Source organism: Streptomyces sp. NPDC093111 (assembly GCF_040683955.1).
Lineage (GTDB): Bacteria > Actinomycetota > Actinomycetes > Streptomycetales > Streptomycetaceae > Streptomyces.
Genome location: NZ_JBFBNW010000023.1, coordinates 40980 through 67534 on the forward strand (window position 1 = coordinate 40980; position 26555 = coordinate 67534).

Below are 26555 nucleotides of genomic sequence, written 5' to 3' on the forward strand. Positions count from 1 at the left end.
TCAGGTGGGGGTGTCCCTCCGGAGAGGTGAGCTGAGGGTGAGCTCTGTTGAACTGTGTTGAATATTGAGGCTTTCAGTCATGTCTCTGTCAATACTTCGCGTTCACCTTGCTCGCGTCGGGGATGTCGACCGGAAGGAGTGGGGTGCCGGTCGGGCCCGGCGCGGGCACGGGGTGCCGCAGCGGCCGGGCGAGCCCCCGGAGATGTCATGAACGCGCAGGTCAGCCGCGAAACGGAACGAGGTCCTCGAGGCGTCCGAGTCGGTCGGAGGCGGAGGTTCCAGAGTCCTTGGCCGGATCCGTCACGGCCGGAGAGCCCGGCGACTTTCCATCCGAGATTGACGTACTTTCAGAAAACCTTCCTCGCCGTATTGCATGCACATGGCGAGTGGCGGTAGGGTTCAGACCCGGAAGGGTTGTGTGAAACGCACAAGAGTGAACACGTTCCCCGGTCGGCGGCCGCCCGTCGGCTCGCCCGGACCGTCCTAGTCCTCCGACCGCACCCAGCCCGACGCCTCGATGCGCGCCCCGTCGGCGGGCCGGGCCTCGTCGAACAGGGGGCGGCCCGAGGGATCCAGGACGCGCAGGGCGTCCACGTACACGCCCCGGCCGACGTAGCGCGCGTCGGTCGTGCAGCGCCAGCGCAGACGGGTGGAGGGCGTGGCGGCGGCGGGCAGCTCCGCCGTGACGGTGTGCCAGGTACGGCCGGACCAGCCGGTCGCCGTGCCCGTGGGGTGGGGTCCCGGAGTCTCGCCCGCGACCGCGAACGGCAGGGCGTGCCAGGTCGTGCCGCCGTCCGTGGAGGACTCCAGGCGGACGGCGTCCGTGCCGGGTTCGGTGTCCCACCACAGCGCGCAGGTGAGGCGCGCGGCGCCGGGGACGGCGGGCAGGGTGAGGGTGGCGGTGGTGCCGTTCGCCATGCCGGTGAACCACGCCGTGCGTCCGCGCGCCGGGCGGACCGGCACGGCGCGGGCCAGGTGGTCGGCGGCGGCGACGCGCGGGGCGGAGCCGGAGCGCCAGGTGCGCACGGGGTGGACGGAGTTGCCGAGGACGACGAGGAAGGCGTCCGTCGTGGGGTCCAGGACCAGACTGGTGCCCGTGAAGCCGGTGTGGCCCGCGGTGCGCGGAGTGGCCATGGCGCCCATGTACCAGTGCTGGTACAGCTCGAAGCCCAGGCCGTGCTCGTCGCCGGGGAACGCGGTGTTGAAGTCGGTGAACATCAGCTCCACCGACGCGGGGGAGAGGATGCGGGCGTCCCCGTACGCCCCGCCGTTGAGCAGGGTGCGCGCGAGGACGGCGAGGTCCCAGGCGGTCGAGAACACCCCGGCGTGCCCGGCGACGCCGCCCATGCCGTATGCGTTCTCGTCGTGGACCTCGCCCCACACCATCCCCCGCTCCAGCCTGGACCAGGGAGCCCGGGCGTCCTCCGTGGCGGCGATCGAGGGGCGCCAGGAGAGCGGGGGATTGAAACGTGTGCGGTGCATCCCGAGCGGAGCGGTGATCTCGCTTCGGAGCAGGGCATCCAGAGGGTGACCGGTGATCTCCTCCAGGATCAGCTGGAGCGTGATCAGATTGAGGTCGGAGTAGAGGTAGACCGTGCCCGGCGGGTTCGCCGGCACCTCGTTCCACAGCAGCCGCAGGCGCCCCTCGCGTGTCGGCTCCTTGTAGAGCGGGATCCAGGCACGGAACCCCGAGGTGTGCGTGAGCAGCTGCCGGACCGTCACGTCCCGCTTCCCGCCGCCCCCGAACTCCGGGAGGTACGCCGTGACCCGCTCCTCCAGGACCAGCGCGCCCCGCTCGATCTGCTGCACCGCGAGCAGCGAGGTGAACAGCTTCGAGACGGAGGCCAGGTCGAAGACGGTGTCCTCGGCCATCGGGATCTGCCGGTCGGCCGGCAGCTCGACGCCCGTGTCGGTCTTCTCGTCGTACGCGGAGTAGCGCACGGCCATACCGATCGGCCGGTGCAGCGCGACCGTCCCGCCGCGCCCCGCGAGCAGCACCGCGCCCGCGTACCAGGGGTGCCGCGGCGAGGGGCGCAGGAAGGACTCGGCGTCGGCGACCAGCCGGTCCAGGTGCTCGGGGAGCAGGCCGGCGCGCGCGGCGGAGCCGTGCCGCAGGGTGGTGCGCCGGGCACGGCCGGACGCGGGACCCGCGCCGCCTGGGCCCGCGCCGCCGGGACCCGGCTCGGGCGCGGCCGAGGCCCCCGGCACCGTACCGATCATCAGCGCACCTCCCAGGGCGAGAGCGCGGCCGCCGAACGCCCGGCGACTCGGACCCCGGCTCCCGCTTCGCGACGGCTCCGTCATGCCCACCCTCTCCCACCGCTCCCTGAAAGAAAACTTCGGCGACTCCGGCAAGATCTGAAACTTTCTACCGGAGCGGTGCGCGCCGGGGGAAGCGTGCCGCGCGCCAAGAAATCTGACACTGCATCAGAAAATCTCTTCCCTCGGCGGGACCGCTGCGGCATCCTGCCGCCCATGAAGACGGAGCTGAGTCGCACACTGGGGATCGAGCACGCCATCTTCGGCTTCACGCCCTTCCCCGCGGTGGCCGCCGCCATCACCAGAGCAGGCGGATTCGGCGTCCTCGGCGCGGTCCGCTACACCGCCCCCGACGACCTCGCCCGCGACCTCGACTGGATGCAGGAGCACACCGACGGGCTGCCCTACGGCCTCGACGTCGTCATGCCCGCGAAGAAGGTCGACGGGGTCAGCGAGGCCGACGTCGAGGCGATGATCCCCGAGGGGCACCGGGCGTTCGTCCGCGACACCCTCGCCAAGCACGGCGTCCCCGAACTCGCGGAGGGCGAGGCGTCCGGCTGGCGCATCACCGGCTGGATGGAGCAGGTCGCCCGCAACCAGCTCGACGTCGCCTTCGACTACCCCATCAAGCTGCTGGCCAACGCCCTCGGCTCGCCCCCCGTCGACGTCGTCGAGCGCGCCCACGCGCACGGCGTCCTCGTCGCCGCCCTCGCCGGCAGCGCCCGGCACGCCCGCCACCACGCCGAGGCCGGCATCGACGTCGTCGTCGCCCAGGGCTACGAGGCCGGCGGCCACACCGGCGAGATCGCCTCCATGGTCCTCACCCCCGAGGTCGTCGAGGCCGTCGCCCCGCTGCCCGTCCTCGCCGCCGGCGGCATCGGAAGCGGCGAGCAGATCGCCGCCGGGCTCGCCCTCGGCGCCCAGGGCGTCTGGCTCGGCTCCCTCTGGCTCACCACCACCGAGGCCGAGATGCACTCCCGCGCCCTCACCGCCAAACTGCTCGCCGCCGGCTCCGGCGACACCGTCCGGTCCCGCGCCCTGACCGGCAAGCCCGCGCGTCAGCTCCGTACCGAATGGACCGACGCCTGGGACGACCCCGCCGGACCCGGCACGCTGCCCATGCCGCTCCAGGGCCTCCTCGTCGCCGAGGCGGTCTCCCGGATCCAGAAGCACGAGGTGACGCCGCTGCTCGGCACGCCCGTCGGCCAGATCGTCGGCCGGATGAACTCCGAGCGCAGCGTCCAGCAGGTCTTCGACGAACTGACCAGCGGCTTCGAGAAGGCCATCGACCGGATCAACCGCATCGCGGGAAGGAGCACCCAGTGACGGAGGCACCGAACGGTTTCTGGTCCCAGGCCGCCGCGGACCCCGGACGCACGGTCCTGGTCGCGCCCGACGGCGAGGAGTGGACCGCGGGCCGCCTGCTCGCCGACGTCAACCGGCTGGTGCACGGCCTGCGCGCGGCCGGGATGGAGCGCGGCGACGCCTTCGCCGTCGTCCTGCCCAACGGGGTCCCCTTCCTCACCGCCTACCTCGCCGCCGCCCAGGCGGGCTTCTACCTCGTCCCGGTCAACCACCACCTGGTCGGCCCCGAGATCGCCTGGATCGTCTCCGACTCCGGCGCCAAGGTCCTCATCGCCCACGAGCGCTTCGCCGAGGCCGCCGCCCAGGCCGCCGACGAGGCGGCGCTGCCGGCCGCCCACCGGTACGCGGTCGGCGCCCTGCCCGGCTTCCGCCCGTACGCCGAACTCCTCGACGGGCAGCCCGCGTCGGCGCCCGCCGACCGCACCCTCGGCTGGGTCATGAACTACACCTCGGGCACCACCGGCCGCCCCCGCGGCATCCGCCGCCCGCTGCCCGGCAAGCTGCCCGAGGAGACCTACCTCGGCGGCTTCCTCGGCATCTTCGGCATCCGGCCCTTCGACGGCAACGTCCACCTGGTCTGCTCGCCGCTCTACCACACGGCCGTGCTCCAGTTCGCGGGCGCTGCCCTGCACATCGGGCACCCGCTCGTCCTCATGGACAAGTGGACCCCTGAGGAGATGCTGCGGCTCATCGACACCCACCGCTGCACCCACACCCACATGGTGCCCACCCAGTTCCACCGGCTCCTCGCGCTGCCCGAGGCGACCAGGGACCGCTACGACGTCTCCTCCATGCGGCACGCCATCCACGGCGCCGCGCCCTGTCCCGACCACGTCAAGCGGGCGATGATCGAGTGGTGGGGCCACTGCGTCGAGGAGTACTACGCGGCCAGTGAGGGCGGCGGCGCCTTCGCCACCGCCGAGGACTGGCTCAAGAAGCCCGGCACCGTCGGCCGTGCCTGGCCGATCAGCGAGCTCGCCGTCTTCGACGACGACGGCGAACGGCTGCCGCCCGGGCAGCTCGGCACCGTGTACATGAAGATGAGCACCGGCGCCTTCCGCTACCACGGCGACGAGGCCAAGACGAAGTCGAGCCGCATCGGGGACTTCTTCACGGTGGGCGACCTCGGCGTCCTCGACGAGGACGGCTACCTCTTCCTCCGCGACCGCAAGATCGACATGATCATCTCGGGCGGTGTGAACATCTACCCCGCCGAGATCGAGGCCGCGCTCCTCGCCCACCCGGCCGTCGCCGACGCCGCCGCCTTCGGCATCCCGCACGCCGACTGGGGCGAGGAGGTCAAGGCGGTCGTCGAGCCGGCCGAGGGCCACGCGCCCGGACCCGAGCTCGCCGCGGCGATCCTGGCCCACTGCGAAACCCGTCTCGCCGGATATAAACGTCCCAAGTCCGTGGACTTCATCACGGTCATGCCCCGCGATCCCAACGGCAAGCTGTACAAGCGCCGGCTCCGCGATCCGTTTTGGGAAGGCCACGACCGGGCGCTGTGACGGACCCTGACCTCCTGTCAGCTGCGTGAGCACGCGGCGCACGGAGGACGATCCTCCCTTTATGGCAGGATTCAGGGCATGAGTTCGAGCGCGGCAGCACTGACACGACAATGGACCACCTGGGGGCCGATCGTCGCCGCGGTGGGCCTCGCCCTCGGCTGGGGGCGCGACCTGTCCGGCTTCGCGGTGGTAGTCATCGCGGCCTGTCTCTTCGCCGCGGTGCTCGCCGCCGTGCACCACGCGGAGGTGATCGCCCACCGGATCGGCGAGCCCTACGGCTCGCTCGTCCTCGCGGTCGCCGTCACCGTCATCGAGGTCGGACTGATCGTCACCCTGATGGCCGGCGGCGGCGACAAGGCATCCACGTACGCCCGGGACACGGTCTTCGCCGCCGTCATGATCACCTGCAACGGCATCGTCGGCCTGTCGCTGCTGGTGGGCGCGCTGCGCAACCGCGTCGCCGTCTTCAACGCGGAGGGCTCCGGCGGCGCGCTCGCCACCGTCTGCACCCTGGCGACCATGACGCTGGTCCTGCCGACCTTCACCACGAGCCACCCCGGCCCCGAGTTCTCCAGCGCCCAGCTGGCCTTCGCCGCCGTCGCCTCGCTCTGCCTGTACGGAGTGTTCGTCGCGGTGCAGACGGTCCGGCACCGCGACTACTTCCTGCCGGTGCCGCGCCCCGGCAAGGACGGCAAGGAGTCCGAGGACGACCACGCCGACCCGCCCACCTCCCGCGAGATGTGGATCAGCCTCGGGCTGCTCGTGGTCGCCCTCGTCGCCGTCGTCGGCAACGCCAAGCTGGTCTCGCCCACCATCGAGGACGGCGTCGAGTCCGCCGGCCTGCCGAAGGCAGTCGTGGGTGTCGTCATCGCCCTCATGGTGCTGCTCCCCGAGACCCTCGCCGCCGTGCGCGCGGCCCGCCGGGACCGGATGCAGACCAGCATGAACCTGGCCTACGGCTCCGCCATCGCCAGCATCGGCCTGACCATCCCGTCCATCGCGCTGGCCTCCATCTGGCTCTCCGGCCCCCTCGTCCTCGGCCTGGGCCCCCTCCACATGGTGCTGCTCGTCCTCACCGCCGTGGTCAGCGCCCTCACCGTGGTCCCCGGACGGGCCACGCTCCTCCAGGGCAGCGTCCACCTCTCGATCTTCGCCGCCTTCGTGTTCCTGTCGTTCAGCCCCTGACGACCACGATCCTCAGCGCCGGCGAGCGCAGGATGTCCTTCTCGCAGAACCGGGAGGTCACCCAGCGCTCGCCCGCGTACAGCGCCGTCTGGTCGCTGTAGTGCGGCGAGAGCGGGTTCGAGGACTGGGAGTACGTCAGGAGGGTGCGGGCCACCGGGCACCGCCCGCCGTCCCAGCCCACCGCCTGCACATGGCTGGTGCCGTGCGCGACCTCCGTGTAGCCGCCGCCCGCCGGGTTCCACACGGGCTCCGTCTTGTTCCACACGCCCAGCGCCTCGGTGCCGCCGCCCACCGGGAGGCGCACCCCGTTCCGCTCCACGAACTGGTGCCGCCCGAGCGGGGCGTCCAGCGCGATCCCCGCCGCGCGCAGCTCGGCCGCCGCGTCCCTCAGGGCCTTCGCGAAGGACGGCGCGCCGGTGTTCACCGTGTTCGGGGTGCCGACCGGGTCGGCCGCCGAGAACGGCACCTTCCACTGCTCGGCCTGCGGCGTCGTGGCCGTGAACCTGCGCCAGAACCGGTCGAAGAGCAACGCGCCCCGGCTCCCGGCGTCCATCGTGCGGTCCCAGGCGCCCAGCACCCGGCACACCTCCGGATCATCGGCGAGGAGCGCCGCGCAGGCCCGGGCCGTGTCGGCCGCCGCGAGATCACCGGCGGGCGCCCGGTCGGCGAACTGCTGGCGCTGCAGATCGGCCACCGTCAGCCGCCCGCGCTCCGCCATGGCCGCCACGTCCTCGACGGCGCCGCGGGTCCGCATCGAGCGCGGGGTCCCGACCGTGCCGAAGATCCGCTCGTAGCCGGTCACCGGCCGGTCGGCGTTGGCCAGCCAGGCGCTGTCGTTCGAGTTCTCCACGTACGGCGCGTCCCGCAGCACCGGCATCCGCGCGGGCCCGAAGACCCCCGGCTGCACCGCGTCCGGGTCCGAACCGAGCGCGCAGTCGCCCCGCGCGCCGTCCAGCACCGCCACACCCGAGGCCGGATAGGTGACGCGGCCCAGCGGGGTGGAGCAGCGCTGCGCCAGCTCGTCGGTGATCCGCGGCAGCAGCTGCGCCTGCGTGAACAGGGTGTGACCCGAGGAGTCGGCGGCGATCGTGTTCACCCACGGGAGGCCCTGGGTGCGCCGCAGCGTGTCGACCAGACCTCGCGTCGAACGGGACCGGGCGAAACCGAGCGCCGTGTCGGAGGCCCGCAGGTTCGCCGCATTGGGGTCGTTCAGGGCGAAGGCCGTCGTCGCCGTCCAGGGCAGCGGCAACTGCGGACCGAGCCCGGACACCACCGGCCCGTACCGCGTCCACCACTGGGTACGGGTCACCGGGGCGCCGTCCTTGACCGCGACCGTGACCGTGCGCGGGGTCATCCGCTCCGGCCGGCCGTCCACCAGGTACGCCGTGGGGTCGGCCGGGTCGAGGGTGAGCTGGTGCAGGTTCAGCGGGACGCCCGTGGCGACGGTGTGGCTCCAGGCCACCTTGTCGTTGAAACCGATACTGACCGGGACCGTGCCGAGCAGGGAGGCGCCGGAGACGTTCAGCTCGCCGGGGATCGTCTGCTGGGACTGCCAGAAGCGCCGGCCGCCCTGCCAGGGGTAGTGCGGATTGCCCAGCAGCAGGCCGCGCCCGTTCGCGGTGGCCGAGCCCTGGAACGCGACGGCGTTCGAGCCCATCGTGGCGTTCTCGGCCGCGAACAGCGCCCGCGCCGCCTCGGCCGTACGGTCCGGGTCGGGGACGTCGGCGCCGGCGGCGCGGCCGGCGGCGGCCCCGTTGGTGGCGGCTCCCGTGGCGGCGGGCGGCCGGGCGGCGGTGATGCCGTCCGCGCCACGGCCCTGGCCGCCGAGGACGGAGACCGCCCAGCCGCGCCGCGCCACGTCGAGCTCGGTGACCGGCCGGACCCAGGCGGCACCGGCGCAGGCCGGGTCCGTGACGCGGTTCTTGCGCAGCCACGCGTTGTACCCGGCCGCCCAGCCGCGCATCAGCTCCCTGGACGGGCGGCTGGGACCGGCGGGCGCCGGCGTGGCGAGCAGCGCCTCCACCGTGCCCGCGTCCTTCGCCCCGCGGAAGAACAGGTCGCTGGACAGGTTCTTCGTCGCCAACGACAGGGACCCGTCCGGCGCGCCGTCGGCGCCGAACCAGCGCGAGCGCTCGCCGGCCACGGTCACGAAGCCGTCGGCGAGGACGCAGACCTGGTCCGCGGCCTGCGCCCAGCCGGTGCCGAAGCCGAGGTTCGCGTAGTCCTTGGCCACGATGTGCGGGATGCCGTACTCGGTGTAGCGGATGACGGCGGACAGGCCCCGGTCCGACGGATGCCGGTCGCGGTCGCCGGTGTCGGCGACGGCCGCGGCGGGCAACGAGGCGGTGACGGTGGCGAGAGCCGCCCCGACCAGCGCCAGGCGTCTGAACCGGGCGGGGAACAAGGTGCGGAAGTGCAAGGTCCCTCCCAACGGGCGTACGGTGCGTGCGGGTTGGGCCATGCATTCAGCTGAGCGCTTGCTTTGTCAACATCCCGTCCGATGTCCGGCGTGTCCCGGGTACTTGACCGGCGGCTCCGCCCCGCACAGGATCCGTGTCCATGGAACGAGGAATGGACCGGGAAACCGGCCGCGAGCTGCTCACCCTCACCGTCGACGGCGTGCTGCGCGCGAGCGCCCGGCGCGTCCCCGACCGGACCGCCGTGCGCTACACCGACCGGACGTGGACCTACGCCGAGCTGGACGCCGCCGTCTCGACGGCCGCCGCCGTCCTGCTGGACCCCGACGGCGCCGGCCTCGTGGCGGGCGACCGGGTCGCGACCTACGCCCACAACTCGGACGCCTACCTGATCGCGTTCCTCGCCTGCGCCCGGGCGGGCCTCGTCCACGTGCCGGTCAACCACCACCTCACCGGCGAGGACCTCGACTACATCCTTCACCAGTCGGGCAGTTCACTGGTGCTCACCGACCCGGCGCTCGCCGGACGCGTCCCGGAGGACTTCCCCGTACGGGCCCTGCGGGACGCCGAGGACTCGCTGCTCGCCTCCCTCGCCGCGCCGCGGCCGTACGAGGGCGGGCGCGACCCCGGCGAGCTCGTGCAGCTGCTGTACACCTCGGGCACCACCGCCCTGCCCAAGGGCGCGATGATGACGCACCGGGCCCTGGTGCACGAGTACGCGAGCGCCCTCGACGCCCTGGACCTGGGCGCGGACGACCGGCCGGTGCACTCGCTGCCGCTCTACCACTCGGCGCAGATGCACGTGTTCCTGCTGCCGTACCTCGCCGTGGGCGCCGAGAACACGATCGTCGACGGGCCCGACCCGGCGGTCCTCCTCGACCTGGTCGGATCGGGCCGCTGCGACAGCCTGTTCGCCCCGCCGACGGTCTGGATCGGGCTCGCCAACCACCCCGGCTTCGCCACCCGTGACCTCACGGCCCTCCGCAAGGCCTACTACGGCGCCTCGATCATGCCGGTGCCGGTCCTGGAGCGGCTGCGCGCGCACCTGCCCGGCCTGCGCTTCTACAACTGCTTCGGCCAGTCCGAGATCGGCCCGCTCGCCACCGTCCTCGGCCCCGACGAGCACGAGGGCCGCATGGACTCCTGCGGCCGCCCGGTCCGCCACGTCGAGGCCAGGGTCGTCGACGAGCACGGCGAGGACGCGCCCGACGGCACCCCCGGCGAAGTGGTCTACCGCTCCCCGCAGTTGTGCACCGGCTACTGGGAGAAGCCCGAGGAGACGGCGGCGGCCTTCCGCGACGGCTGGTTCCACTCGGGCGACCTGGCCGTGCGGGACGCCGAGGGCTATCTCACCGTCGTCGACCGGGTGAAGGACGTCATCAACTCCGGGGGCGTCCTCGTCGCCTCCCGACAGGTCGAGGACGCCCTCTACACGCATCCGTCCGTCGCCGAGACGGCGGTCGTCGGCCTTCCGGACGAGCGCTGGATCGAGGCCGTCACTGCCTTCGTCGTCCCGCGCGGGCATGTCACGGAGGCCGAACTCCTCGCGCACGCACGGGAGAAGCTGGCCCACTTCAAGGCGCCCAAGCGGGTGCTGTTCGTGCCGGAGCTGCCCCGCAACGCCAGCGGCAAGATCCTCAAGCGCGAGCTGCGCGACCGCTACGGAGCCGCGTGAGGCCAGCTCGCGCCGCGGCGCGCCGCGCGGGAGCGTCCCGCGCGGCGGCGCCCCGTAGGGGGGTGCCCCGCCGGGGGTGCCCCGCGTCCGCCGCCCCGGAGCCCGTCAGCCCTTGAGCTCCTGCAGGACACAGAGGATGTTGCCCTCGCTGTCCTTGAACCAGGCGCCCCGCATGTCGTCCGACTCGACCACGCCGTCGACGGTCTTGAGACCGGGCAGATCGTAGTCCTCGAAGGCGACACCCTTGGAGCGGAGCTCCTTCATCTCGGCGTCGAGGTCGGCGACCTTCCAGCTGGCCAGGGTGTGCTGGGCCTGGCCGCCGTAGGGGGTCTCGTACAGGCCGATCATCGATCCCCCGGTCTCGTACATCACGTCCTCGGGGGATTCCTTGATGAGCGTGAGGCCGAGGGTCTTGCTGTAGAAGCGCTTCGCGCGGGCCATGTCGTTGACCGGAATGATCGCGGCTATGGGGGACTCCGCCAGCATCGCAACCACCTCCTTCCTCCAGGCTACGCGCCGTCCCGGAGGTCCACGATCCGCTTGATCTTCCCCACCGAGCGCTCCAGCGTCTCCGGGTCGACCACCTCCACGCCCACCGAGACCCCGATCCCGTCCTTCACCGCCGCCGCGATGGCGCGGGCCGCCTCCCGGCGCTGCTCGGGGGTGGCCCCGGCGCGCGCCTCGGCCCGTACCGTCAGGGCGTCGAGCCGGCCCTCGCGGGTGAGCCGGAGCTGGAAGTGGGGGGCGACGGAGGGGGTGCGCAGGACGATCTCCTCGATCTGGGTGGGGAAGAGGTTCACCCCGCGCAGGATGACCATGTCGTCGCTGCGGCCGCTGATCCGTTCCATCCGCCGGAAGACCCGGGCGGTGCCGGGCAGCAGCCGGGTGAGGTCGCGGGTGCGGTAGCGGATCACGGGCATCGCCTCCTTGGTCAGGGAGGTGAAGACCAGCTCGCCCTCCTCGCCGTCCGGGAGCACCTCGCCGGTGATCGGGTCGACGACTTCCGGCAGGAAGTGGTCCTCCCAGACGTGGAGACCGTCCTTGGTCTCCACGCACTCCTGCGCGACGCCGGGGCCCATCACCTCGGAGAGCCCGTAGATGTCGACGGCGTCGAGGGCGAAGCGCTCCTCGATCTCCCGGCGCATCTCCTCGGTCCAGGGCTCCGCGCCGAAGACGCCGATCCGCAGCGAGGTGCTCCGCGGGTCGATCCCCTGCCGCTCGAACTCGTCGAGCAGGGTGAGCATGTACGAGGGCGTGACCATGATGACCTCGGGCCGGAAGTCCTGGATCAGCTGGACCTGGCGGGCCGTCATGCCGCCGGAGGCGGGGATCACCGTGCAGCCGAGCCGTTCGGCCCCGTAGTGGGCGCCCAGGCCGCCGGTGAACAGGCCGTACCCGTAGGCCACGTGCACCTTGTGGCCGGGCCGGGCGCCGGCCGCGCGCAGCGAGCGGGCGACGACGTCGGCCCAGGTGTCCAGGTCCCGCTCGGTGTAGCCGACCACGGTGGGCCGGCCGGTCGTCCCGCTGGAGGCGTGGATGCGCCGGATCCGGGACTGGTCGACGGCGAACATGCCGAAGGGGTAGTGGGCGCGCAGATCGGCCTTGGCGGTGAAGGGGAAGCGGGCCAGGTCCGCGAGGCCGTGGCAGTCCTCGGGCCGTACCCCGGCCTCGTCGAAGGCCCGCCGGTAGAACGCCACGTTGTCGTAGGCGTGCCGCAGGGTCGTGCGCAGCCGTTCCAGCTGGAGCGCCTCCAGCTCGTCGCGTCCGAGTCGCTCGCCCGCGTCCAGCAGCTCGCCCATGCGCCACTCCCTCGCCTCGCGTACCACCGCGCCGTCCGTCGTAAAACGGACGACCGATCATTCGGTTGATCTTCCGGCCTCAGTAAATCCGGCGACCCCCCGGGGTTGGCAAGAGGTCGGGACGGCTTTTCTTCCCCCGCGCGCCGGACCCGCCGACGGAGCGCGCCGAGACCCGCGAAGCCCGCCGGACGCCTCCCGCCGCGGGCGCCTTTTCCGCAGGTCACGGACGTCCGCCGAAGACCACACATTCGGGTGTGATTGTCCGCCGGAGCGCGGGAACGGTCCTGCGCGAGGGGAAGCCGAACGGGAGACGACCCCGTCCGGCCCTCCCCCCAACCCCAGGACGAAACGGACCCCCATGCCCGTCCAGTGCCGTCTGCCCGTCCAGTGCCGTCCCGCCGTCGACGCCCCCCACCTCCCCCTCGACCCCCCACCCACCACGACAGCGGCGGTGGCACCATGACCACGACCACGCCCCCCACCCCCGAGCACGCCGACGACCCCCACACGCACTTCTGGGCCGTCCCCGAACTCACCGGACTCACCTTCGACCCGCTCCTCGCCCGCCTGCTCCACGAGGAGCCCGTCGCCCGGGTACGCCTCCCGCACGGCGAGGGCCACGCCTGGCTCGTCACCCGCTACGAGGACGTCAAGTTCGTTTCCGCCGACCCCCGGTTCAGCCGCCGGGCCGTCCACGGCCGCTCCGTCACCCGGCTCGCCCCCCACTTTGTCCCCATGGAGGGCGCCGTCGGCTTCGCCGACCCGCCGGACCACACCCGGATGCGCCGGGTCCTCGCCCGCGCCTTCGGCACCCGCGCCCTGCACGTCCTGCGCGAGCACGCCCAGGACGTCATGGACGGCCTCCTCGACCGCCTCGCACGGCACGGCCCGCCCGCCGACCTCGTGGAGGGGGTCCACCGCCCCTTCCCGCTCGCCGTGGTCGGCGCGCTCATGGGCGTCCCCGAGGGCGACCGGCCCCTCGTGGCGCACTGGTCCGACGCCCTCCTCGCGGCCGGCACCGGCCGCGAGGCCGCCGAACACGCCAGGCGCGAGACGACCCGCTACTTCACCGAACTCATCGGCCGCAGCCACGGCACCGGCAAGGAGACCCTCGCCGCCGTCCTCGCCGACGCCGTCGACGAGGGCACCGTGGACGCGCACGAGGCCGTCGGACTCGCCGTCCTCGTCCAGATCGGCGGCACCCACGCCGTCCGCAACAACAGCGCCAACATGGTCTACGCCCTGCTCACCCACCCCGGACACCTCGCCCGGCTGCGCGCCGAACCCGGGCTGCTGCCCCGGGCCGTCGACGAACTGCTGCGCTACATCCCGCACCGCAACGCCGTCGGCCTCTCCCGGATCGCCCTGGAGGACGTCGAGGTCGGCGGCGTCACCATCGCCAAGGACGACCCCGTCTACGTCTCCTACCTCACCGCCAACCGCGACCCCGCCGTCTTCCCCGACCCGGACAAGCTGGACTTCGACCGCGGCTACAACCCGCACGTCGCCTTCGGGCACGGCCCGCACGGCTGCCCCGGCTCCGCGCTCGCCCGCGTCGAGTCCGAGATCCTCCTCGACTCCCTGTGGACCCGCTTCCCCGACCTGCGGCTCGCCGTCCCCGAGAACGAGCTCCGCTGGCAGCGCGGCGCCCTGCTCCGCGGCCCCGAGACCCTGCCCGTGACCTGGTAATCCAGTGGCGCCGCGGCCGCGGTCGATGTTGAGGTGGAGGTCATGGACATCACCGCACTGCGCATCCACTACGACCGCCAGCGCCGCATCGGCGCCCGCCCCGAAGGCCCCGGCTGCCGGGTCGAACGCGACGGCCTCGTCGTCCGCCACGAAGGGCCCTCCTACGCCTGGAACGGCGTCCTGTGGTCCGGCCTCGGCCCCCGGGACGCCGACGCCGCCATCGCCGCCGAGATCCGCCACTTCCGCACCGTCGGCCACTCCTTCGAATGGACGGTGTACGGCCACGACGGGCCGGCCGACCTCGCCGACCGGCTCCTCGCCGCCGGATTCACCGCCGAGGAGCCCGAGACCCTGATGGTCGCCGAGGCCGCGTCCCTCCCCACCGCCGTGGAGCTCCCGGACGGCGTCGAGATCCACCCGGTCACCGACGAGACCGGCGTACGGATGATGGTCGAGGTCCACGACAGGGCCTTCGGCACCGACGGCTCGCAGTACGCCAGCAGGCTGCTCGACCAGCTCGCCGCCGCACCCGACTCGGTCGCCGCGTTCGTCGTCCTGGCCGACGGCGTCCCCGTCAGCTCGGCCCGCCTCGACCTGCCCGAGGAATCCGACTTCGCCGGCCTGTACGGCGGCGGCACCGTCGAGGAATGGCGCGGCCGGGGCCTCTACCGGGCCCTCGTCTTCCACCGCGCCCGCCTCGCGCTCGCCCGCGGCCACCGCTACGTCCAGGTCGACGCCGCGCCCACCAGCCGCCCCATCCTCAAGCGCCTCGGCTTCGCCGAACTGACCACGATGACCCCGTACGTGTACGAGGTCTGAGCCGGCCCGAAGACGTCAGCGGGACCAGTGCGCCGGGCGCTCGAAGCCCTCCGGCAGACGGGTGGCGGCGTCCCCGCGCGCCGAGTTGAGCTGTGGCTGGGTGAGGAACAGCGCGCCGGTCAGGTCCGCCCCGGACAGGTCGGCGTCCCGCAGGTCCGCGCCGATCAGGTCCGCGAGCGACAGGTCCGCCCCGGACAGGTCGGCGGCGATGAGCAGCGCCCCGCGCAGGTCCGCCCCGCGCAGCCCGGCCCCGCGCAGCCGGGCGCCGACCAGGTCGGCACCGCGCCGGCTCTTCGGCTTGCCGCCGGCGGCCGCCCGCACCAGGGAGCTGCTCTTCAGGAGGAGGGGGTTCACCTCGGCCCGCACCGGGCCGACGTCGAACCGCTCCAGGTCGCCCGGGGCGCCCTCGGTCAGCGCCGTCACCCGGGCGAGGGCCCGGTCGAGGTCGCGGTGGAGCGTGCGGGTCGCGGCGAGGGCGCGGGCCTCGGTCAGGTAGCGCAGCAGCTCGTGCAACTGGCGCATCACCGGGAAGACCTCGTACATCTGACGGGCCGTGTCCGGGGCCGCGCGCCAGGAGACGCCGCCGAAGGTCACCTGGGAGACCTTCTGGCCGGCGCCGAAGCAGTCGTACACCGTGCAGCCGGGGAAACCGCTGTCCCGCAGCCGGGTGTGGATGCCGCAGCGGAAGTCCTCCTGGAGGTTCCGGCACGGGTCGCCGGACGACTTGTTCACGGCGAAGTCCGCCGACTTGGCGAAGGGAAGGGCCACGCAGCACAGCCCGAAGCAGTTCGCGCAGTCGCCGCGCAGCTCGGCCTGACGGGTCTCGGACACGGTGAAACGGCTTCCTTCGCTGGTGGGGGAGGACATCCCACCGTATCGCGCTGTCGGCGAACGCGGTTGCCGCGACCGGGCCACCCTGACCATGATCGACGGCATGGCCCCGCACACGCGCACGTTCACGACGTACGACGGAACCGCACGCGCCTACCGGACCGAGGGCCGGGGCGAGCCGCTGGTCGTCCTGCCCGGCGGACCCCTGCGCGACCCGGTCCGTCTCGGCGACCTCGGGGGCCTGTCCGCCCACCGCACCCTCGTCGTGCTCCCCGCGCGCGGCACCGGGGACGGCGCGGCCCCCGCCGACCCGGCGAGCCACCGCCGCGACCGGGTCGCCGACGTCGAGGCGCTCCGCGCCCACCTGGGGCTCGACCGGATCGACCTCCTCGGCCACTCCGCGGGCGGCGACCTGGCCACCCTGTACGCGGCCGCGCACCCCGAGCGCGTGCGCTCCCTCGTCCTCGCCGCCCCCGGCACCCACGCCGTCGGCATCGGCGTCGAGACCTCCGACGAGGAGGGGGACACGGTCCACCACGGCGACGGCGCCTTCGCCCCCGAGGCCACCCGGCGGGCCCTGCGCGCGTTGACCGCCCCGGTCCTCGTCCTTGCCGGCGGGGACGACCACGGGCCCACCCCCGCCGAGGCCGCCGCACTGGCCGTCTGTTTCCCGCACGCCGAGCTGCTCGTCCAGGCGGGCGCCGGACACGTCCCGTGGGCCGACGACCCCGGCGGGTTCGCCCGCCCCGTCGCGGCCTTCCTCGACCCCGAGGTGCGCACGGTCACCGTCGACGGCGTCCGGCTCGCCTACCGGGTGCGGGGCCCCGAGGGCGCCCCGCCCGTCGTCCTGGTGCACGGGCGCGGCGGCGACTCCACGGAGTGGCGGAAGATCACGGCCGAGCTGGCGGCCGACCGCCGGGTGTACGCGCTGGACCTGCGCGGCCACGGTCTGAGCGACCACCCGGGGGAGTACGGTTTCGCCGCGCTCCGTGACGAGATCGGCGGCTTCCTCAAGGCCCTCGGGCTCGCCGGGGCCACCGTCGTCGGGCACTCGATGGGCGGGGCGGCGGCCTGTCTGCTCGCCCAGCGGGAGCCGGCCCTGATCGGGCGGCTCGTCCTGGAGGACGCCCCGGTCTTCTTCCCCGTCCTCCCGCCCCGCGGCCCGGCGGGCCTCCCGGAGGAGCCGGTCGCCTTCGACTGGGCGGTCCTGGACGCGACCAACGCCGACCTGAACGCCCCGGACCCGGCCTGGCGCGAGGAACTCACCGCCGTCACCGCCCCCACCCTGATCATCGGGGGCGGGCCGACCAGCCACCTGCCGCAGCGGCACCTCGCCTGGATGGCCGAGCGGGTGCCGGACGCCCGGCTGGTCACGATCGAGGCCGGGCACCTGGTGCACGCCGCCCGGCCCCGCGAATTCCTTTCCGCCCTGAGGGAGTTCGGCGTGTGAGCCGGACGGACCCGTCAGGCGCCGTCGCCCGGCGCCGCCGCCGAGGCGTCCGCGTCCACCGCCACCGTGCGCGCCCACCGGTAGTCCGCCTTGCCGCTGGGTGAGCGCTGGATCCGCTCGGCGAGCACGAGCTGGCGCGGCACCTTGTAGCCGGCCAGCCGGGTGCGGCAGTGGGCCTGGACGGCCGGCAGGTCCAGCGGTGCGGCCCCGGAGCGCAGCTGGACCACGGCGGCCACGTGGTTGCCCCACCGGGCGTCGGGCACTCCGGCGACCAGCGCGTCGTACACGTCCGGATGGGACTTGAGCGCCTGCTCGACCTCCTCCGGGTACACCTTCTCGCCGCCGGTGTTGATGCACTGGGAGCCGCGGCCGAGGACGGTGACGATGCCCTCCTCGTCGACGGTGGCCATGTCGCCGAGGAGCACCCAGCGCTCGTCGCCCTTCTGGAAGAAGGTCTCGGAGGTCTTGGCCGGGTCGTTGTAGTAGCCGAGCGGCACGTGGCCGCGCTGGGCGAGCCGGCCGATCTCGCCGACGCCGACGAGTTCGTGGGTGGCCGGGTCGACCACCTGGGTGCGCTCGTTGACGTGCAGCCGGAAGCCCTTCTCGGGGCCCGAGTCGTCGGTGGCCCGGCCGTTGGAACCGGACTCCGAGGAGCCGAAGTTGTTGAGCAGCAGCACGTTCGGCGCGAGCGCCCGGAACTGGGCGCGGACGGTGTCGGACATGATGGCGCCCGACGAGGAGAGGCTGAAGAGCGCGGACAGGTTGGTGCCCTTGAGCGGTCCGTTGAGGGCGTCGATCAGCGGGCGCAGCATCGCGTCACCGACCAGGGAGACGCTGGAGACCTTCTCCTTCTCGATGGTCCGCAGCACCTCCTCGGGCACGTACTTGCGGTGGATGACGACGCGCTGCCCGTAGTTGAAGGCGACGAACGAGGTGAGCGTCGAGGTGCCGTGCATCAGCGGGGGAGTCGGGAAGAAGGTGATCCCGGCGCCGCCCGCGGCGACCCGCTCGGCCAGTTCCTCGGGGCGCTTGACGGGCTCGCCCGAGGGGTCGCCGCCGAAGAGCCCGGCGAAGAACAGGTCCTCCTGGCGCCACATCACGCCCTTGGGCATACCGGTGGTGCCGCCGGTGTAGATGATGAAGAGGTCGTCGGCCGAACGCGGTGCGAAACCGCGCTCCGGCGACGAGGCCGCCTCGGCCGCCGTGAACGGGACGCAGTCGAGCGCCGGCGCGCCCTCGGGCGGGGTCCCCACCCGCACGAGGTGCCGCAGCTTCTCCGTCTGCGGCCGCGCGGCCGCGACCCGCTCGGTGAACTCCGCGTCGAACACGAGCGCGGCCAGGTCGGCGTCCCGGTAGAGGTAGACCAGCTCCTCCTCCACGTACCGGTAGTTGACGTTCACCGGCACGATCCGGGCCTTGAGGCAGGCGAGCACCGTCTGGAGGTATTCGATGCCGTTGTACAGGTGGATGCCGAGCTGTTCGCCGGGGCGCAGACCCGCGTCGATCAGGTGGTGCGCGATGCGGTTGGCCGCGGCGTCGAGTCCGGCGTAGGTCAGCCGGCGCTCGGCGCCGGTGCCCGGGTGGTCCACGTAGACCAGCGCCTCGCGGTCCGGGACCACGTCGACGACCGATTCGAACAGGTCGGCAAGGTTGTACTCCACCGTTCCTCCTGATCCTGGCCCGGACGGACCCGACGGTCACTGGCGCGGTCATCAGAGCACCGAAGGGCGGAGGGCGGAAGGGGTCGCGCAGAAGAATCTGACTGGGTGTCAGAAAACTATTGAACTGGACCCGTCACTCCTGCAACCTGTTCCAGAACTGGAGACGGGAGACGCCCATGGGCGGCAGCACCGAGCACCTCACCGTGCGGCGCGAAGGCGCCACGCTCGTACTCACCCTCAATCGGCCCGAGGCCAAGAACGCGCTCTCGCTGCCGATGCTGGTCGGCCTCTACGACGGCTGGCTGGAAGCCGACGCCGACGACACGATCCGCTCCGTCGTCCTCACCGGCGCCGGCGGCAGCTTCTGCGCCGGCATGGACCTCAAGGCACTGGCCGGCAAGGGCATGGAGGGCGAGGCCTACCGGGACCGCATGACCGCGGACCCCGACCTGCACTGGAAGGCGATGCTGCGCCACCATCGCCCCCGCAAACCCGTGATCGCCGCCGTCGAGGGGCACTGCGTCGCGGGCGGCACCGAGATCCTGCAGGGCACCGACATCCGCGTCGCCGGGGCCTCCGCGACCTTCGGCCTCTTCGAGGTCCGCCGCGGCCTGTTCCCGATCGGCGGCTCCACGGTGCGCCTGCCCCGGCAGATCCCGCGCACCCACGCCCTGGAGATGCTCCTCACCGGCCGCCCCTACACGGCCGACGAGGCCCAGCGGATCGGCCTGGTCGGCAGCGTCGTCCCCGACGGCACGACCCTCGACGCGGCCCTGGAGATCGCCGAGCGGATCAACGCCTGCGGGCCGCTGGCCGTCGAGGCGGTCAAGGCATCCGTCTACGAGACCGCGGAGATGACCGAGGAGGAGGGACTGGCGGCCGAACTCAAGCGCGGCTGGCCGATCTTCGCCACCGCGGACGCCAAGGAGGGGGCGAGGGCCTTCGCGGAGAAACGCGCCCCGGTGTACCGGCGCGAGTGAGGGCACGGACCCGCGCGCCGCAGGCACCGCCACCGCGTCCCACCCACCAAGGAGCCGCCCCATGACATCCGCCCCCGAGACGCTCTCCGCCCCCCTCGTCGTCGAGTTCCCCTTCACCCGCTCCCTCGGCCCCGTCCAGTCGGCCTTCCTCACCGGACTGCGCGAACGCACCCTGCTCGGCGTGCGCACCGAGGCCGGCCGGGTACTCGTGCCGCCCGTCGAGTACGACCCGGAGACCGCCGCCGAACTCGGCGAACTCGTCGAGCTCGCCACCACCGGCACCGTCACCACCTGGGCCTGGAACCCCGACCCCCGCCCGGGACAGCCCCTCCAGACCCCCTTCGCCTGGGTGCTGGTCCGCCCCGACGGCGCCGACACGGCCCTCCTCCACGCCCTCGACGCGCCCGGCCCCGACGCCGTGCGCACCGGCATGCGGGTCCGCGTCCGCTGGGCCGCCGAACGGACCGGCGCCCTCACCGACATCGCCTGCTTCGAACCGTACGAGGACACGGACGCCCCCGACGCGACCGCGCCCCGCGCCCACGACGGCCGCTTCGAGGACCCCGTCACCGGCATCGTCGCCCACGCCCGCCTCGACTACACCTACAGCCCCGGCCGCGCCCAGACCGGCTACCTCCAGGGGCTCGCCGAACGCCGCACCGTCGGCGAGCGCTGCCCCTCCTGCGCCAAGGTGTACGTCCCGCCCCGCGGCGCCTGCCCCACCTGCGGCGTCGCCACCACCGACCGCGTCGAGGTCGGCCCGCGCGGCACGGTCACCACGTACTGCATCGTCAACATCAAGGCGAAGAACCTGGACATCGAAGTCCCCTACGTCTACGCCCACATCGCGCTCGACGGCGCCGGGCTCGCCCTGCACGGCCGGATCGGCGGCATCCCCTACGACCAGGTCCGCATGGGCCTGCGCGTCGAACCCGTGTGGAGCGAGGACGGCCGCTACCCCGACCACTACCGCCCCAGCGGGGAGCCGGACGCCGACTACGACACGTACAAGGAGCTGCTGTGAGCCGAGAAGTGGCGATCGTCGCCTTCGCCCAGACCGACCACGCCCGGCGCACCGACGAACTCTCCGAAGTCGAGATGGTCATGCCGGTCCTCCACGACGTGCTGCGGCAGACCGGCCTGAAGACCTCCGACATCGGCTTCACCTGCTCCGGCTCCTCCGACTACCTGGCCGGCCGCGCCTTCTCCTTCACCATGGCCCTGGACGGCGTCGGCGCCTGGCCGCCGATCTCCGAGTCGCACGTCGAGATGGACGGCGCCTGGGCCCTGTACGAGGCATGGGTGAAGCTCCTCACCGGCGAGGCCGACACCGCCCTCGTCTACGCCTACGGCAAGTCCTCGCCCGGCTCCGTGCGCGACGTCCTGACCCGCCAGCTCGACCCCTACTACGTCGCACCCCTGTGGCCCGACTCCGTCGCCCTCGCCGCCCTCCAGGCCCGCGCCCTCATCGACGCGGGGGACACCGACGAACCGGCACTCGCCCGGATCGCCGCCCGCAGCCGCGAGGACGCCGCCGCCAACCCGCACGCCCAGCTGCCCGGGGCCCGCCCCCAGGGCGACTACGTCGTCGCGCCCCTGCGCACCGGCGACTGCCCGCCCATCGGCGACGGCGCCGCCGCCGTGATCCTCGCCGCCGGCGACAAGGCCCGCGAACTGTGCGCGCGACCCGCCTGGATCACCGGCATGGACCACCGCATCGAGGCCCACTCCCTCGGCGTGCGCGACCTCACCGACGCGCCCTCCGTCCGGCTCGCCGCCGAACGCGCCGGAGCCTTCGACCCGGCCCGCCCACCGCTCGACACCGCCGAACTCCACGCGCCGTTCTCCTCCCAGGAGGTCGTCCTGCGCAAGGCCCTCGGCCTCGGCGACGAGGTCAGGGTCAACCCGTCCGGCGGGGCGCTCGCCGCCAACCCCGTGATGGCCGCCGGCCTCATCCGGCTCGGCGAGGCCGCCGCCCGCATCCACCGCGGCGCCTCCGACCGCGCCCTCGCCCACGCCACCTCCGGGCCCTGCCTCCAGCAGAACCTGGTCGCCGTCCTGGAAGGGGACTCGCATGAGTAAGGAGCCCGTAGCGATCGTCGGGATCGGCCAGACCAAGCACGTCGCCGCCCGCCGGGACGTCTCGATGGCCGGACTGGTCCGCGAGGCCGCCCTGCGCGCCCTGGAGGACGCCCAGCTGACCTGGTCGGACATCGACGCCGTCGTCATCGGCAAGGCCCCGGACTTCTTCGAGGGCGTGATGATGCCGGAGCTGTACCTGGCCGACGCCCTCGGCGCCGTCGGCAAGCCGATGCTGCGCGTGCACACCGCGGGCTCGGTCGGCGGCTCCACCGCCCTGGTGGCGGCCAACCTCGTCGCGGCCCGCGTCCACGGCACCGTCCTGACCCTGGCCTTCGAGAAGCAGTCCGAGTCCAACGCCATGTGGGGCCTGTCCCTGCCCGTCCCCTTCCAGCAGCCGCTGCTCGCCGGGGCGGGCGGCTTCTTCGCCCCCCACGTGCGCGCCTACATGCGCCGCACGGGCGCCCCCGACGCGATCGGCTCCCTCGTCGCGTACAAGGACCGCCGCAACGCCCTCAAGAACCCGTACGCGCACCTCCACGAGCACGACATCACCCTGGAGAAGGTCCAGTCCTCGCCGATGCTGTGGGACCCGATCCGCTACTCGGAGACCTGCCCGTCCTCCGACGGCGCCTGCGCGATGGTCCTCACCGACCGGGCGGGCGCGGCCCGTTCGCCCCGCCCGCCGGCGTGGCTGCACGGCGGCGCCATGCGCAGCGAGCCGACCCTCTTCGCGGGCAAGGACTTCGTCTCCCCGCAGGCCGGCCGGGACTGCGCCGCCGACGTCTACCGGCAGGCCGGCATCACCGACCCGCGCCGCGAGATCGACGCGGTGGAGATGTACGTGCCGTTCTCCTGGTACGAGCCGATGTGGCTGGAGAACCTGGGCTTCGCGGAGGAGGGCGAAGGCTGGAAGCTCACCGAGGCGGGCGTGACGGAACTGGACGGCGACCTGCCGGTGAACCCGTCCGGCGGAGTCCTGTCGACCAACCCGATCGGCGCCTCCGGCATGATCCGCTTCGCGGAGGCGGCCCTCCAGGTCCGGGGCCAGGCCGGAGAACACCAGATAGAAGGCGCACGCAAGGCCCTGGGCCACGCCTACGGAGGCGGCGCCCAGTTCTTCGCGATGTGGCTGGTGGGCACGGACGCCCCCAGCACCTGACCCACCCGTACCGAGGCGACCCGATCCGCGCCCTACGCTGGGGATCATGAGTGCAGAGCGTGATCTGACCCGGCTGGTGGCCGGGATGCGTCCGGAGCTCCACCCCGGCCGCTATGTCTTCACCACCGTGGACGGCCCCGTACCCGCGGGCGTCGCCCCGGTCGCCACCGTGGCCGAACGCGAGGGCCTGACGATGGTCGTACGCCAGGAGGACGCCGACGCGGCCTCGCTGGCGTACGACTACGTGGCGGGCTGGATCACCCTGCGCGTCCACTCGGCCCTGGACGCGGTCGGCCTCACCGCGGCGGTGGCCCGAGAGCTCGCCCAGGCGGGCCTGAGCTGCAATGTGGTGGCGGGCTTCCACCACGATCACCTGTTCGTGGAACACGCCCGGGCGGAAGAGGCGTTGGGCACCCTGAACGCCCTGTCGGAACGGGCGTCCGGCGCATTCACATGATCCCCACAATCCCCCTCCCGGAGGGCGCGTCCGGGCGTACGCTGGGGTTTTCGCGGGGCCACCGCCCCGGCCGCATCACTCGTGCGCCGGGCATGCGCCCCCGGCGTGGGGGTGGACGATGGCAGTACACACCGGCAGGTCCGGGGCCCGCGGCTTCGGCCTGTTCGAGCGCGAGGCCGAACTGGCGGCGGCAGAGGAGGCCCTGAACCTCCTGACGGGTCAGGAAGCACCCAGGCCACCCCTCCGACTGGTACGCGAAGCCGAAGACGGCGGGGAGGGGGCCGGGGGCGGAGCGGGGGTGGAGGTGTCCGGACATGGCGGCGCCCGCAACGAGCGAAGCGAAGTGGAGGTCGCAGTCCGGACACCTCCACCCCCGCGGAGCCCCCGGACCCCGCAGCACCACCCGGACCTACCGCCCGCCCAGCCGACGCAGCCCCGCCGAGGCGGAGTCCTGGCCTACGCGGCCCCCGCGGGTCTGGGCAAGACCACCCTCCTGGCCGAGATCCGCCGCAGCGCGGCCGCCAAGGGCTGTACCGTCCTCTCCGCCCGGGGCGGCGACCAGGAGCAGCGCGTGGCCTTCCACGTGGCCCGCCAGCTCCTCCAGCCCCAGCTGGCCGCCGCCTCCCGCACGGAGCTGACCGAGCGTCTGGGCGGCTGGTACGACATCGTCGGCCCCGCCCTGGGCCTGTGCACCGCGGCCGAGGGCTCCCCGCCGGACCCGCAGGGCCTGCGGGACGGCCTGGACTGGGTCCTCACCCACCTGGCCGTCCGCCGCGCCCCGCTCGTGGTCGTCCTCGACGACGCCCACTGGGCGGACCCGGAGTCCCTGGGCTGGCTGTCCGCCTTCGCGCCCCGCGCCGAGGACCTCCCGATGCTGCTGGTCGTCGCCTACCGCCCCGACGAACTCCCGGAGTCCGGCGCGGAGTTCACGGGCCGCCGGTCCGGCCAGCGCCCCCTCGGCCTGGAGCCGCTGACCCAGGAGGCGATCGCGAGCCTGGTCCGTGACCGGGTGGGCGCCCACGCCGACGACGCGTTCTGCCGGGAGTGCTGGGAGGTCACGTCCGGCAACCCCTTCGAGGCGGTCGAACTGGCGGCGAGGGTCCGCGACCGGGGCCTGGAGCCGACGGCGGACCGCGCCCACGCGCTGCGGGACCTGGCCGCGGCCGTCAAGGGCAGCGGTCTGATCGCCCAGATCGAGGGCTTCGGCACCTCGACCGTCCGCCTCGCCTGGGCGTGTGCCGTCCTGGGCACGGAGATCTCCCCGCAGCTCGCGGGAGCCGTCGCGGGACTCGGCGCCGAAGAGGTGGCCCGCTGCGCCGAGCGCCTGCGCCAGGCCCGCGTGCTCGCCCCGGCCTCGCAGACCGCACAGGAGGCCGAACCCGGCGCCGACACCCTGGAGTTCGTGCACCCGCTGATCGCGACGGCCGTCTACGACGCCATCCCGGCCGCCACGCGCGTCGCCCTGCACGGCCAGGCCGCCTGGTGCGTGGTGGACGCGGGGCTCGGCTCGACCGCCGCCGCCCGACACCTGGTGGAGACCCACCCGGACGGCGACCCCTGGGTGGTGCAGCACCTGCGCACCGCCGCCCAGCAGACGCTGCGGGCGGGCGCCCCCGACACGGCCCGCCGCTACCTGGCCCGCGCCCTGCGCGAGCCCCCGGACCAGGACGAACGCGCCGCCGTCCTCTTCGAGCTGGGCTGCGCCTCCCTCCTGACGGAACCGGCGACGACCGTCAACCACCTGCGCGCCGCCCTGGAGGAGCCGGTCGCGGACCCGGCCCTGCGGCACGGCATCGTGTACCGGCTGTCCCAGGTCCTGGCCCACAGCGACCGGCTGGTGGAGGCGTCCGAGCTGCTCGCCCGGGAGTCCCGGCTGACCACGGACGCCCGCAGCAGGCTGCGGATGCAGTCGGAGAAGTTCATGTGGGACGCCTTCCGCGCCGACGAACCCGACTCGCCGGCCCGCTCCCGCCGCCTGGCCAGGCTCGCCGACCGGCTCACCGGCCGCGACCTCACGGAGCAGTACATCATCGGCCTGCGCGCCTGGGACGCGACCCTGCGCGCCGAGCCGTCCGGGATCGGGCTCGGGCACGCCGAGCGCGCTCTGGAGGGCGGCCTCAGCTGGGCCGACGAGAGCCGCGGCTTCGAGGTCCCGGTCCTGGTCGCGCTCACCTTCCTCTACGCGGACCGGCCGGGCCGGGCGGAGGAACTGTTCGCCGCCGGCACGGCGGAGTTCGAGCACCAGGGCTGGCGCGGCGCCCACCTCTCCTTCGCGTACACGCTGCTCGGCTACATCCGCTACCGCCGCGGCCGGCTCGTCGAGGCGGAGGACTTCGTCCGGGCGGGCCTGCGGCTCGCGGAGCGGGTGGGGCCGCGCACGCCCGCCGAGTGGTACGCGGTGGGCGTGATGATCGAGGTGCTGCTCGCCCGGGGCCGTACGGACGAGGCCGAGCGGGTGGCCCGCGCCCACGGCTTCGGGGAGCCCTTCCCGGCGGCCGTCACCTTCCCCGATTCCCAGACGGTCCACGGCGAACTCCTGCTGGCCACCGGCCGCACCGAGGAGGCCGCCGCCGAGCTCGCCGCGGTGGGCCGTCGTCTCGACCCGCGCGGCATGCGCAACCCCGCCTGGTGCCCGTGGCAGCTGCACCTGGCGCTCGCCGAGGCGTGCGAGACCCCGGAGCGGGCCCGCGACACGGCCCTCGCGGGCGTGGCCAGGGCCCGCCAGTACGGTGCGCCCTCCGCGATCGGCCAGGCGCTCCGGGTCACCGCCGAGGTCTCGGGCGAGGCCGACCGGGTCAAGCTACTGGAGGAGTCGGTCGACTGGCTGGAGCGCTCGCCCGCCGCGTACGAGCTGGCCCGTTCCCTGGTGGCCCTCGGCGCGGCGCTGCGCCGCACGGGCCGCGTGGCCGAGGCGGCCGAGCACCTCTACCGGGGCCTGGAGACGGCGCAGAGCTGCGGGGCCGACGGCCTCGTCGACGACGCCAGGTCCGAGCTGGCCGCCGCCGGACTGCGCCCGCGTACGCTCCACCCGACGGGTACCGACACGCTGACCGTCCGCGAGCGCGGCGTGGCCGAGCTGACCGTGCGCGGCGAGGACCCGGCCGTCGTCCTGGGCCTGGACCAGGCGGCCGTCACCCGGCTCCTCTCGGCCGTCTACCGCAAGCTGGGCACCGACCCGGCGGGGCTCGCGCAGGCCCTGACCAGTGGCAGGCCGTGACG

At 73.6% G+C, this 26555-nt stretch carries 19 protein-coding genes; 13 read left to right on the plus strand and 6 right to left on the minus strand.

Annotated elements, in window-relative coordinates; genetic code table 11:
- Window positions 1–483: 483 nt before the first annotated feature.
- On the minus strand, window positions 484–2304 hold the full coding sequence (locus tag AB0Q96_RS32385; protein WP_365331753.1) for a serine hydrolase: 1821 nt from the start codon (window positions 2302–2304) through the stop codon (window positions 484–486).
- A 171-nt stretch (window positions 2305–2475) separates the two neighbouring features.
- On the opposite strand from AB0Q96_RS32385, the gene AB0Q96_RS32390 reads away from it, so the two are divergent.
- From AB0Q96_RS32390 to AB0Q96_RS32400, 3 genes are all read left to right on the plus strand, one after another.
- Window positions 2476–3585 (plus strand): nitronate monooxygenase family protein, encoded by a 1110-nt coding sequence (locus AB0Q96_RS32390; RefSeq protein ID WP_365331754.1) that lies wholly within the window; start codon window positions 2476–2478, stop codon window positions 3583–3585.
- On the plus strand, window positions 3582–5132 hold the full coding sequence (locus AB0Q96_RS32395) for an acyl-CoA synthetase (protein ID WP_365331756.1): 1551 nt from the start codon (window positions 3582–3584) through the stop codon (window positions 5130–5132). The genes AB0Q96_RS32390 and AB0Q96_RS32395 overlap by 4 nt, the downstream gene beginning before the upstream one ends.
- 78 nt (window positions 5133–5210) lie before the next feature.
- Complete coding sequence (locus AB0Q96_RS32400) at window positions 5211–6317, plus strand: ionic transporter y4hA (RefSeq protein WP_365331758.1); 1107 nt, start codon at window positions 5211–5213, stop codon at window positions 6315–6317.
- On the opposite strand, the gene AB0Q96_RS32405 is transcribed toward AB0Q96_RS32400, so the two are convergent.
- Window positions 6307–8736: a penicillin acylase family protein gene (locus AB0Q96_RS32405; protein ID WP_365331760.1), complete on the minus strand. Its 2430-nt coding sequence runs from the start codon at window positions 8734–8736 to the stop codon at window positions 6307–6309. The genes AB0Q96_RS32400 and AB0Q96_RS32405 overlap by 11 nt on opposite strands.
- Window positions 8737–8888: 152 nt before the next feature.
- Here AB0Q96_RS32405 and AB0Q96_RS32410 point away from each other — a divergent pair, with 152 nt between their 5' ends.
- Window positions 8889–10409, plus strand: coding sequence for a fatty acyl-CoA synthetase (locus AB0Q96_RS32410; protein ID WP_365331761.1), 1521 nt, complete (start codon window positions 8889–8891; stop codon window positions 10407–10409).
- 105 nt (window positions 10410–10514) lie between these two features.
- Here AB0Q96_RS32410 and AB0Q96_RS32415 read toward each other — a convergent pair whose 3' ends face one another.
- Both AB0Q96_RS32415 and paaK read right to left on the minus strand, forming a co-directional pair.
- Window positions 10515–10895 (minus strand): VOC family protein, encoded by a 381-nt coding sequence (locus AB0Q96_RS32415; RefSeq protein WP_365331763.1) that lies wholly within the window; start codon window positions 10893–10895, stop codon window positions 10515–10517.
- 23 nt (window positions 10896–10918) lie between these two features.
- Window positions 10919–12208 carry a phenylacetate--CoA ligase PaaK gene (paaK, locus tag AB0Q96_RS32420; protein ID WP_365331765.1) on the minus strand — a complete coding sequence of 430 codons (1290 nt, stop codon included), beginning with the start codon at window positions 12206–12208 and terminating at the stop codon, window positions 10919–10921.
- 459 nt (window positions 12209–12667) lie between these two features.
- Here paaK and AB0Q96_RS32425 point away from each other — a divergent pair, with 459 nt between their 5' ends.
- Both AB0Q96_RS32425 and AB0Q96_RS32430 read left to right on the plus strand, forming a co-directional pair.
- Window positions 12668–13897 carry a cytochrome P450 gene (locus tag AB0Q96_RS32425; protein WP_365331767.1) on the plus strand — a complete coding sequence of 410 codons (1230 nt, stop codon included), beginning with the start codon at window positions 12668–12670 and terminating at the stop codon, window positions 13895–13897.
- A 42-nt stretch (window positions 13898–13939) separates the two neighbouring features.
- The gene (locus AB0Q96_RS32430) at window positions 13940–14716 is read left to right on the plus strand and encodes a GNAT family N-acetyltransferase (protein ID WP_365331769.1); all 777 of its coding nucleotides are present in this window, start codon (window positions 13940–13942) and stop codon (window positions 14714–14716) included.
- A 15-nt stretch (window positions 14717–14731) separates the two neighbouring features.
- On the opposite strand, the gene AB0Q96_RS32435 is transcribed toward AB0Q96_RS32430, so the two are convergent.
- A complete protein-coding gene (locus AB0Q96_RS32435) occupies window positions 14732–15547 on the minus strand; it encodes a pentapeptide repeat-containing protein (RefSeq protein ID WP_365331771.1) in 816 nt (271 codons plus the stop codon).
- Between the two features lie 103 nt (window positions 15548–15650).
- Here AB0Q96_RS32435 and AB0Q96_RS32440 point away from each other — a divergent pair, with 103 nt between their 5' ends.
- The gene (locus AB0Q96_RS32440; protein WP_365331773.1) at window positions 15651–16997 is read left to right on the plus strand and encodes an alpha/beta fold hydrolase; all 1347 of its coding nucleotides are present in this window, start codon (window positions 15651–15653) and stop codon (window positions 16995–16997) included.
- A 14-nt stretch (window positions 16998–17011) separates the two neighbouring features.
- On the opposite strand, the gene AB0Q96_RS32445 is transcribed toward AB0Q96_RS32440, so the two are convergent.
- Window positions 17012–18658 (minus strand): acyl-CoA synthetase, encoded by a 1647-nt coding sequence (locus AB0Q96_RS32445; RefSeq protein ID WP_365331775.1) that lies wholly within the window; start codon window positions 18656–18658, stop codon window positions 17012–17014.
- Between the two features lie 176 nt (window positions 18659–18834).
- On the opposite strand from AB0Q96_RS32445, the gene AB0Q96_RS32450 reads away from it, so the two are divergent.
- The 6 genes from AB0Q96_RS32450 (at window position 18835) to AB0Q96_RS32475 (ending at window position 26553) form a co-directional block, all read left to right on the plus strand.
- Window positions 18835–19638 carry a crotonase/enoyl-CoA hydratase family protein gene (locus AB0Q96_RS32450; RefSeq protein ID WP_365331777.1) on the plus strand — a complete coding sequence of 268 codons (804 nt, stop codon included), beginning with the start codon at window positions 18835–18837 and terminating at the stop codon, window positions 19636–19638.
- 61 nt (window positions 19639–19699) lie between these two features.
- A complete protein-coding gene (locus AB0Q96_RS32455) occupies window positions 19700–20662 on the plus strand; it encodes an OB-fold domain-containing protein (protein ID WP_365331779.1) in 963 nt (320 codons plus the stop codon).
- On the plus strand, window positions 20659–21720 hold the full coding sequence (locus tag AB0Q96_RS32460) for a thiolase domain-containing protein (RefSeq protein ID WP_365331781.1): 1062 nt from the start codon (window positions 20659–20661) through the stop codon (window positions 21718–21720). Before AB0Q96_RS32455 ends, AB0Q96_RS32460 begins: the two co-directional genes overlap by 4 nt.
- A complete protein-coding gene (locus AB0Q96_RS32465; RefSeq protein ID WP_365331783.1) occupies window positions 21713–22879 on the plus strand; it encodes a thiolase domain-containing protein in 1167 nt (388 codons plus the stop codon). The genes AB0Q96_RS32460 and AB0Q96_RS32465 overlap by 8 nt, the downstream gene beginning before the upstream one ends.
- A gap of 46 nt (window positions 22880–22925) precedes the next feature.
- Window positions 22926–23336: an ACT domain-containing protein gene (locus tag AB0Q96_RS32470; RefSeq protein ID WP_365331784.1), complete on the plus strand. Its 411-nt coding sequence runs from the start codon at window positions 22926–22928 to the stop codon at window positions 23334–23336.
- Window positions 23337–23454: 118 nt separating this feature from the next.
- Entirely contained in the window at window positions 23455–26553 is a 3099-nt protein-coding gene (locus tag AB0Q96_RS32475; RefSeq protein ID WP_365331786.1) for an AAA family ATPase, read from the plus strand.
- Window positions 26554–26555 lie beyond the last annotated feature (2 nt).

What these genes read in the sequence shown, in the direction of transcription:
- AB0Q96_RS32455 (WP_365331779.1), top strand. Translation starts at nt 19,700, where the DNA reads ATGACATCCGCCCCCGAGACGCTCTCCGCCCCCCTCGTCGTCGAGTTC.
- paaK (WP_365331765.1), bottom strand. Translation starts at nt 12,208, where the DNA reads ATGGGCGAGCTGCTGGACGCGGGCGAGCGACTCGGACGCGACGAGCTG.
- AB0Q96_RS32400 (WP_365331758.1), top strand. Translation starts at nt 5,211, where the DNA reads ATGAGTTCGAGCGCGGCAGCACTGACACGACAATGGACCACCTGGGGG.
- AB0Q96_RS32475 (WP_365331786.1), top strand. Translation starts at nt 23,455, where the DNA reads ATGGCAGTACACACCGGCAGGTCCGGGGCCCGCGGCTTCGGCCTGTTC.
- AB0Q96_RS32425 (WP_365331767.1), top strand. Translation starts at nt 12,668, where the DNA reads ATGACCACGACCACGCCCCCCACCCCCGAGCACGCCGACGACCCCCAC.
- AB0Q96_RS32465 (WP_365331783.1), top strand. Translation starts at nt 21,713, where the DNA reads ATGAGTAAGGAGCCCGTAGCGATCGTCGGGATCGGCCAGACCAAGCAC.
- AB0Q96_RS32415 (WP_365331763.1), bottom strand. Translation starts at nt 10,895, where the DNA reads ATGCTGGCGGAGTCCCCCATAGCCGCGATCATTCCGGTCAACGACATG.
- AB0Q96_RS32390 (WP_365331754.1), top strand. Translation starts at nt 2,476, where the DNA reads ATGAAGACGGAGCTGAGTCGCACACTGGGGATCGAGCACGCCATCTTC.
- AB0Q96_RS32410 (WP_365331761.1), top strand. Translation starts at nt 8,889, where the DNA reads ATGGACCGGGAAACCGGCCGCGAGCTGCTCACCCTCACCGTCGACGGC.
- AB0Q96_RS32385 (WP_365331753.1), bottom strand. Translation starts at nt 2,304, where the DNA reads ATGACGGAGCCGTCGCGAAGCGGGAGCCGGGGTCCGAGTCGCCGGGCG.
- AB0Q96_RS32470 (WP_365331784.1), top strand. Translation starts at nt 22,926, where the DNA reads ATGAGTGCAGAGCGTGATCTGACCCGGCTGGTGGCCGGGATGCGTCCG.
- AB0Q96_RS32450 (WP_365331777.1), top strand. Translation starts at nt 18,835, where the DNA reads ATGGGCGGCAGCACCGAGCACCTCACCGTGCGGCGCGAAGGCGCCACG.
- AB0Q96_RS32430 (WP_365331769.1), top strand. Translation starts at nt 13,940, where the DNA reads ATGGACATCACCGCACTGCGCATCCACTACGACCGCCAGCGCCGCATC.
- AB0Q96_RS32440 (WP_365331773.1), top strand. Translation starts at nt 15,651, where the DNA reads ATGGCCCCGCACACGCGCACGTTCACGACGTACGACGGAACCGCACGC.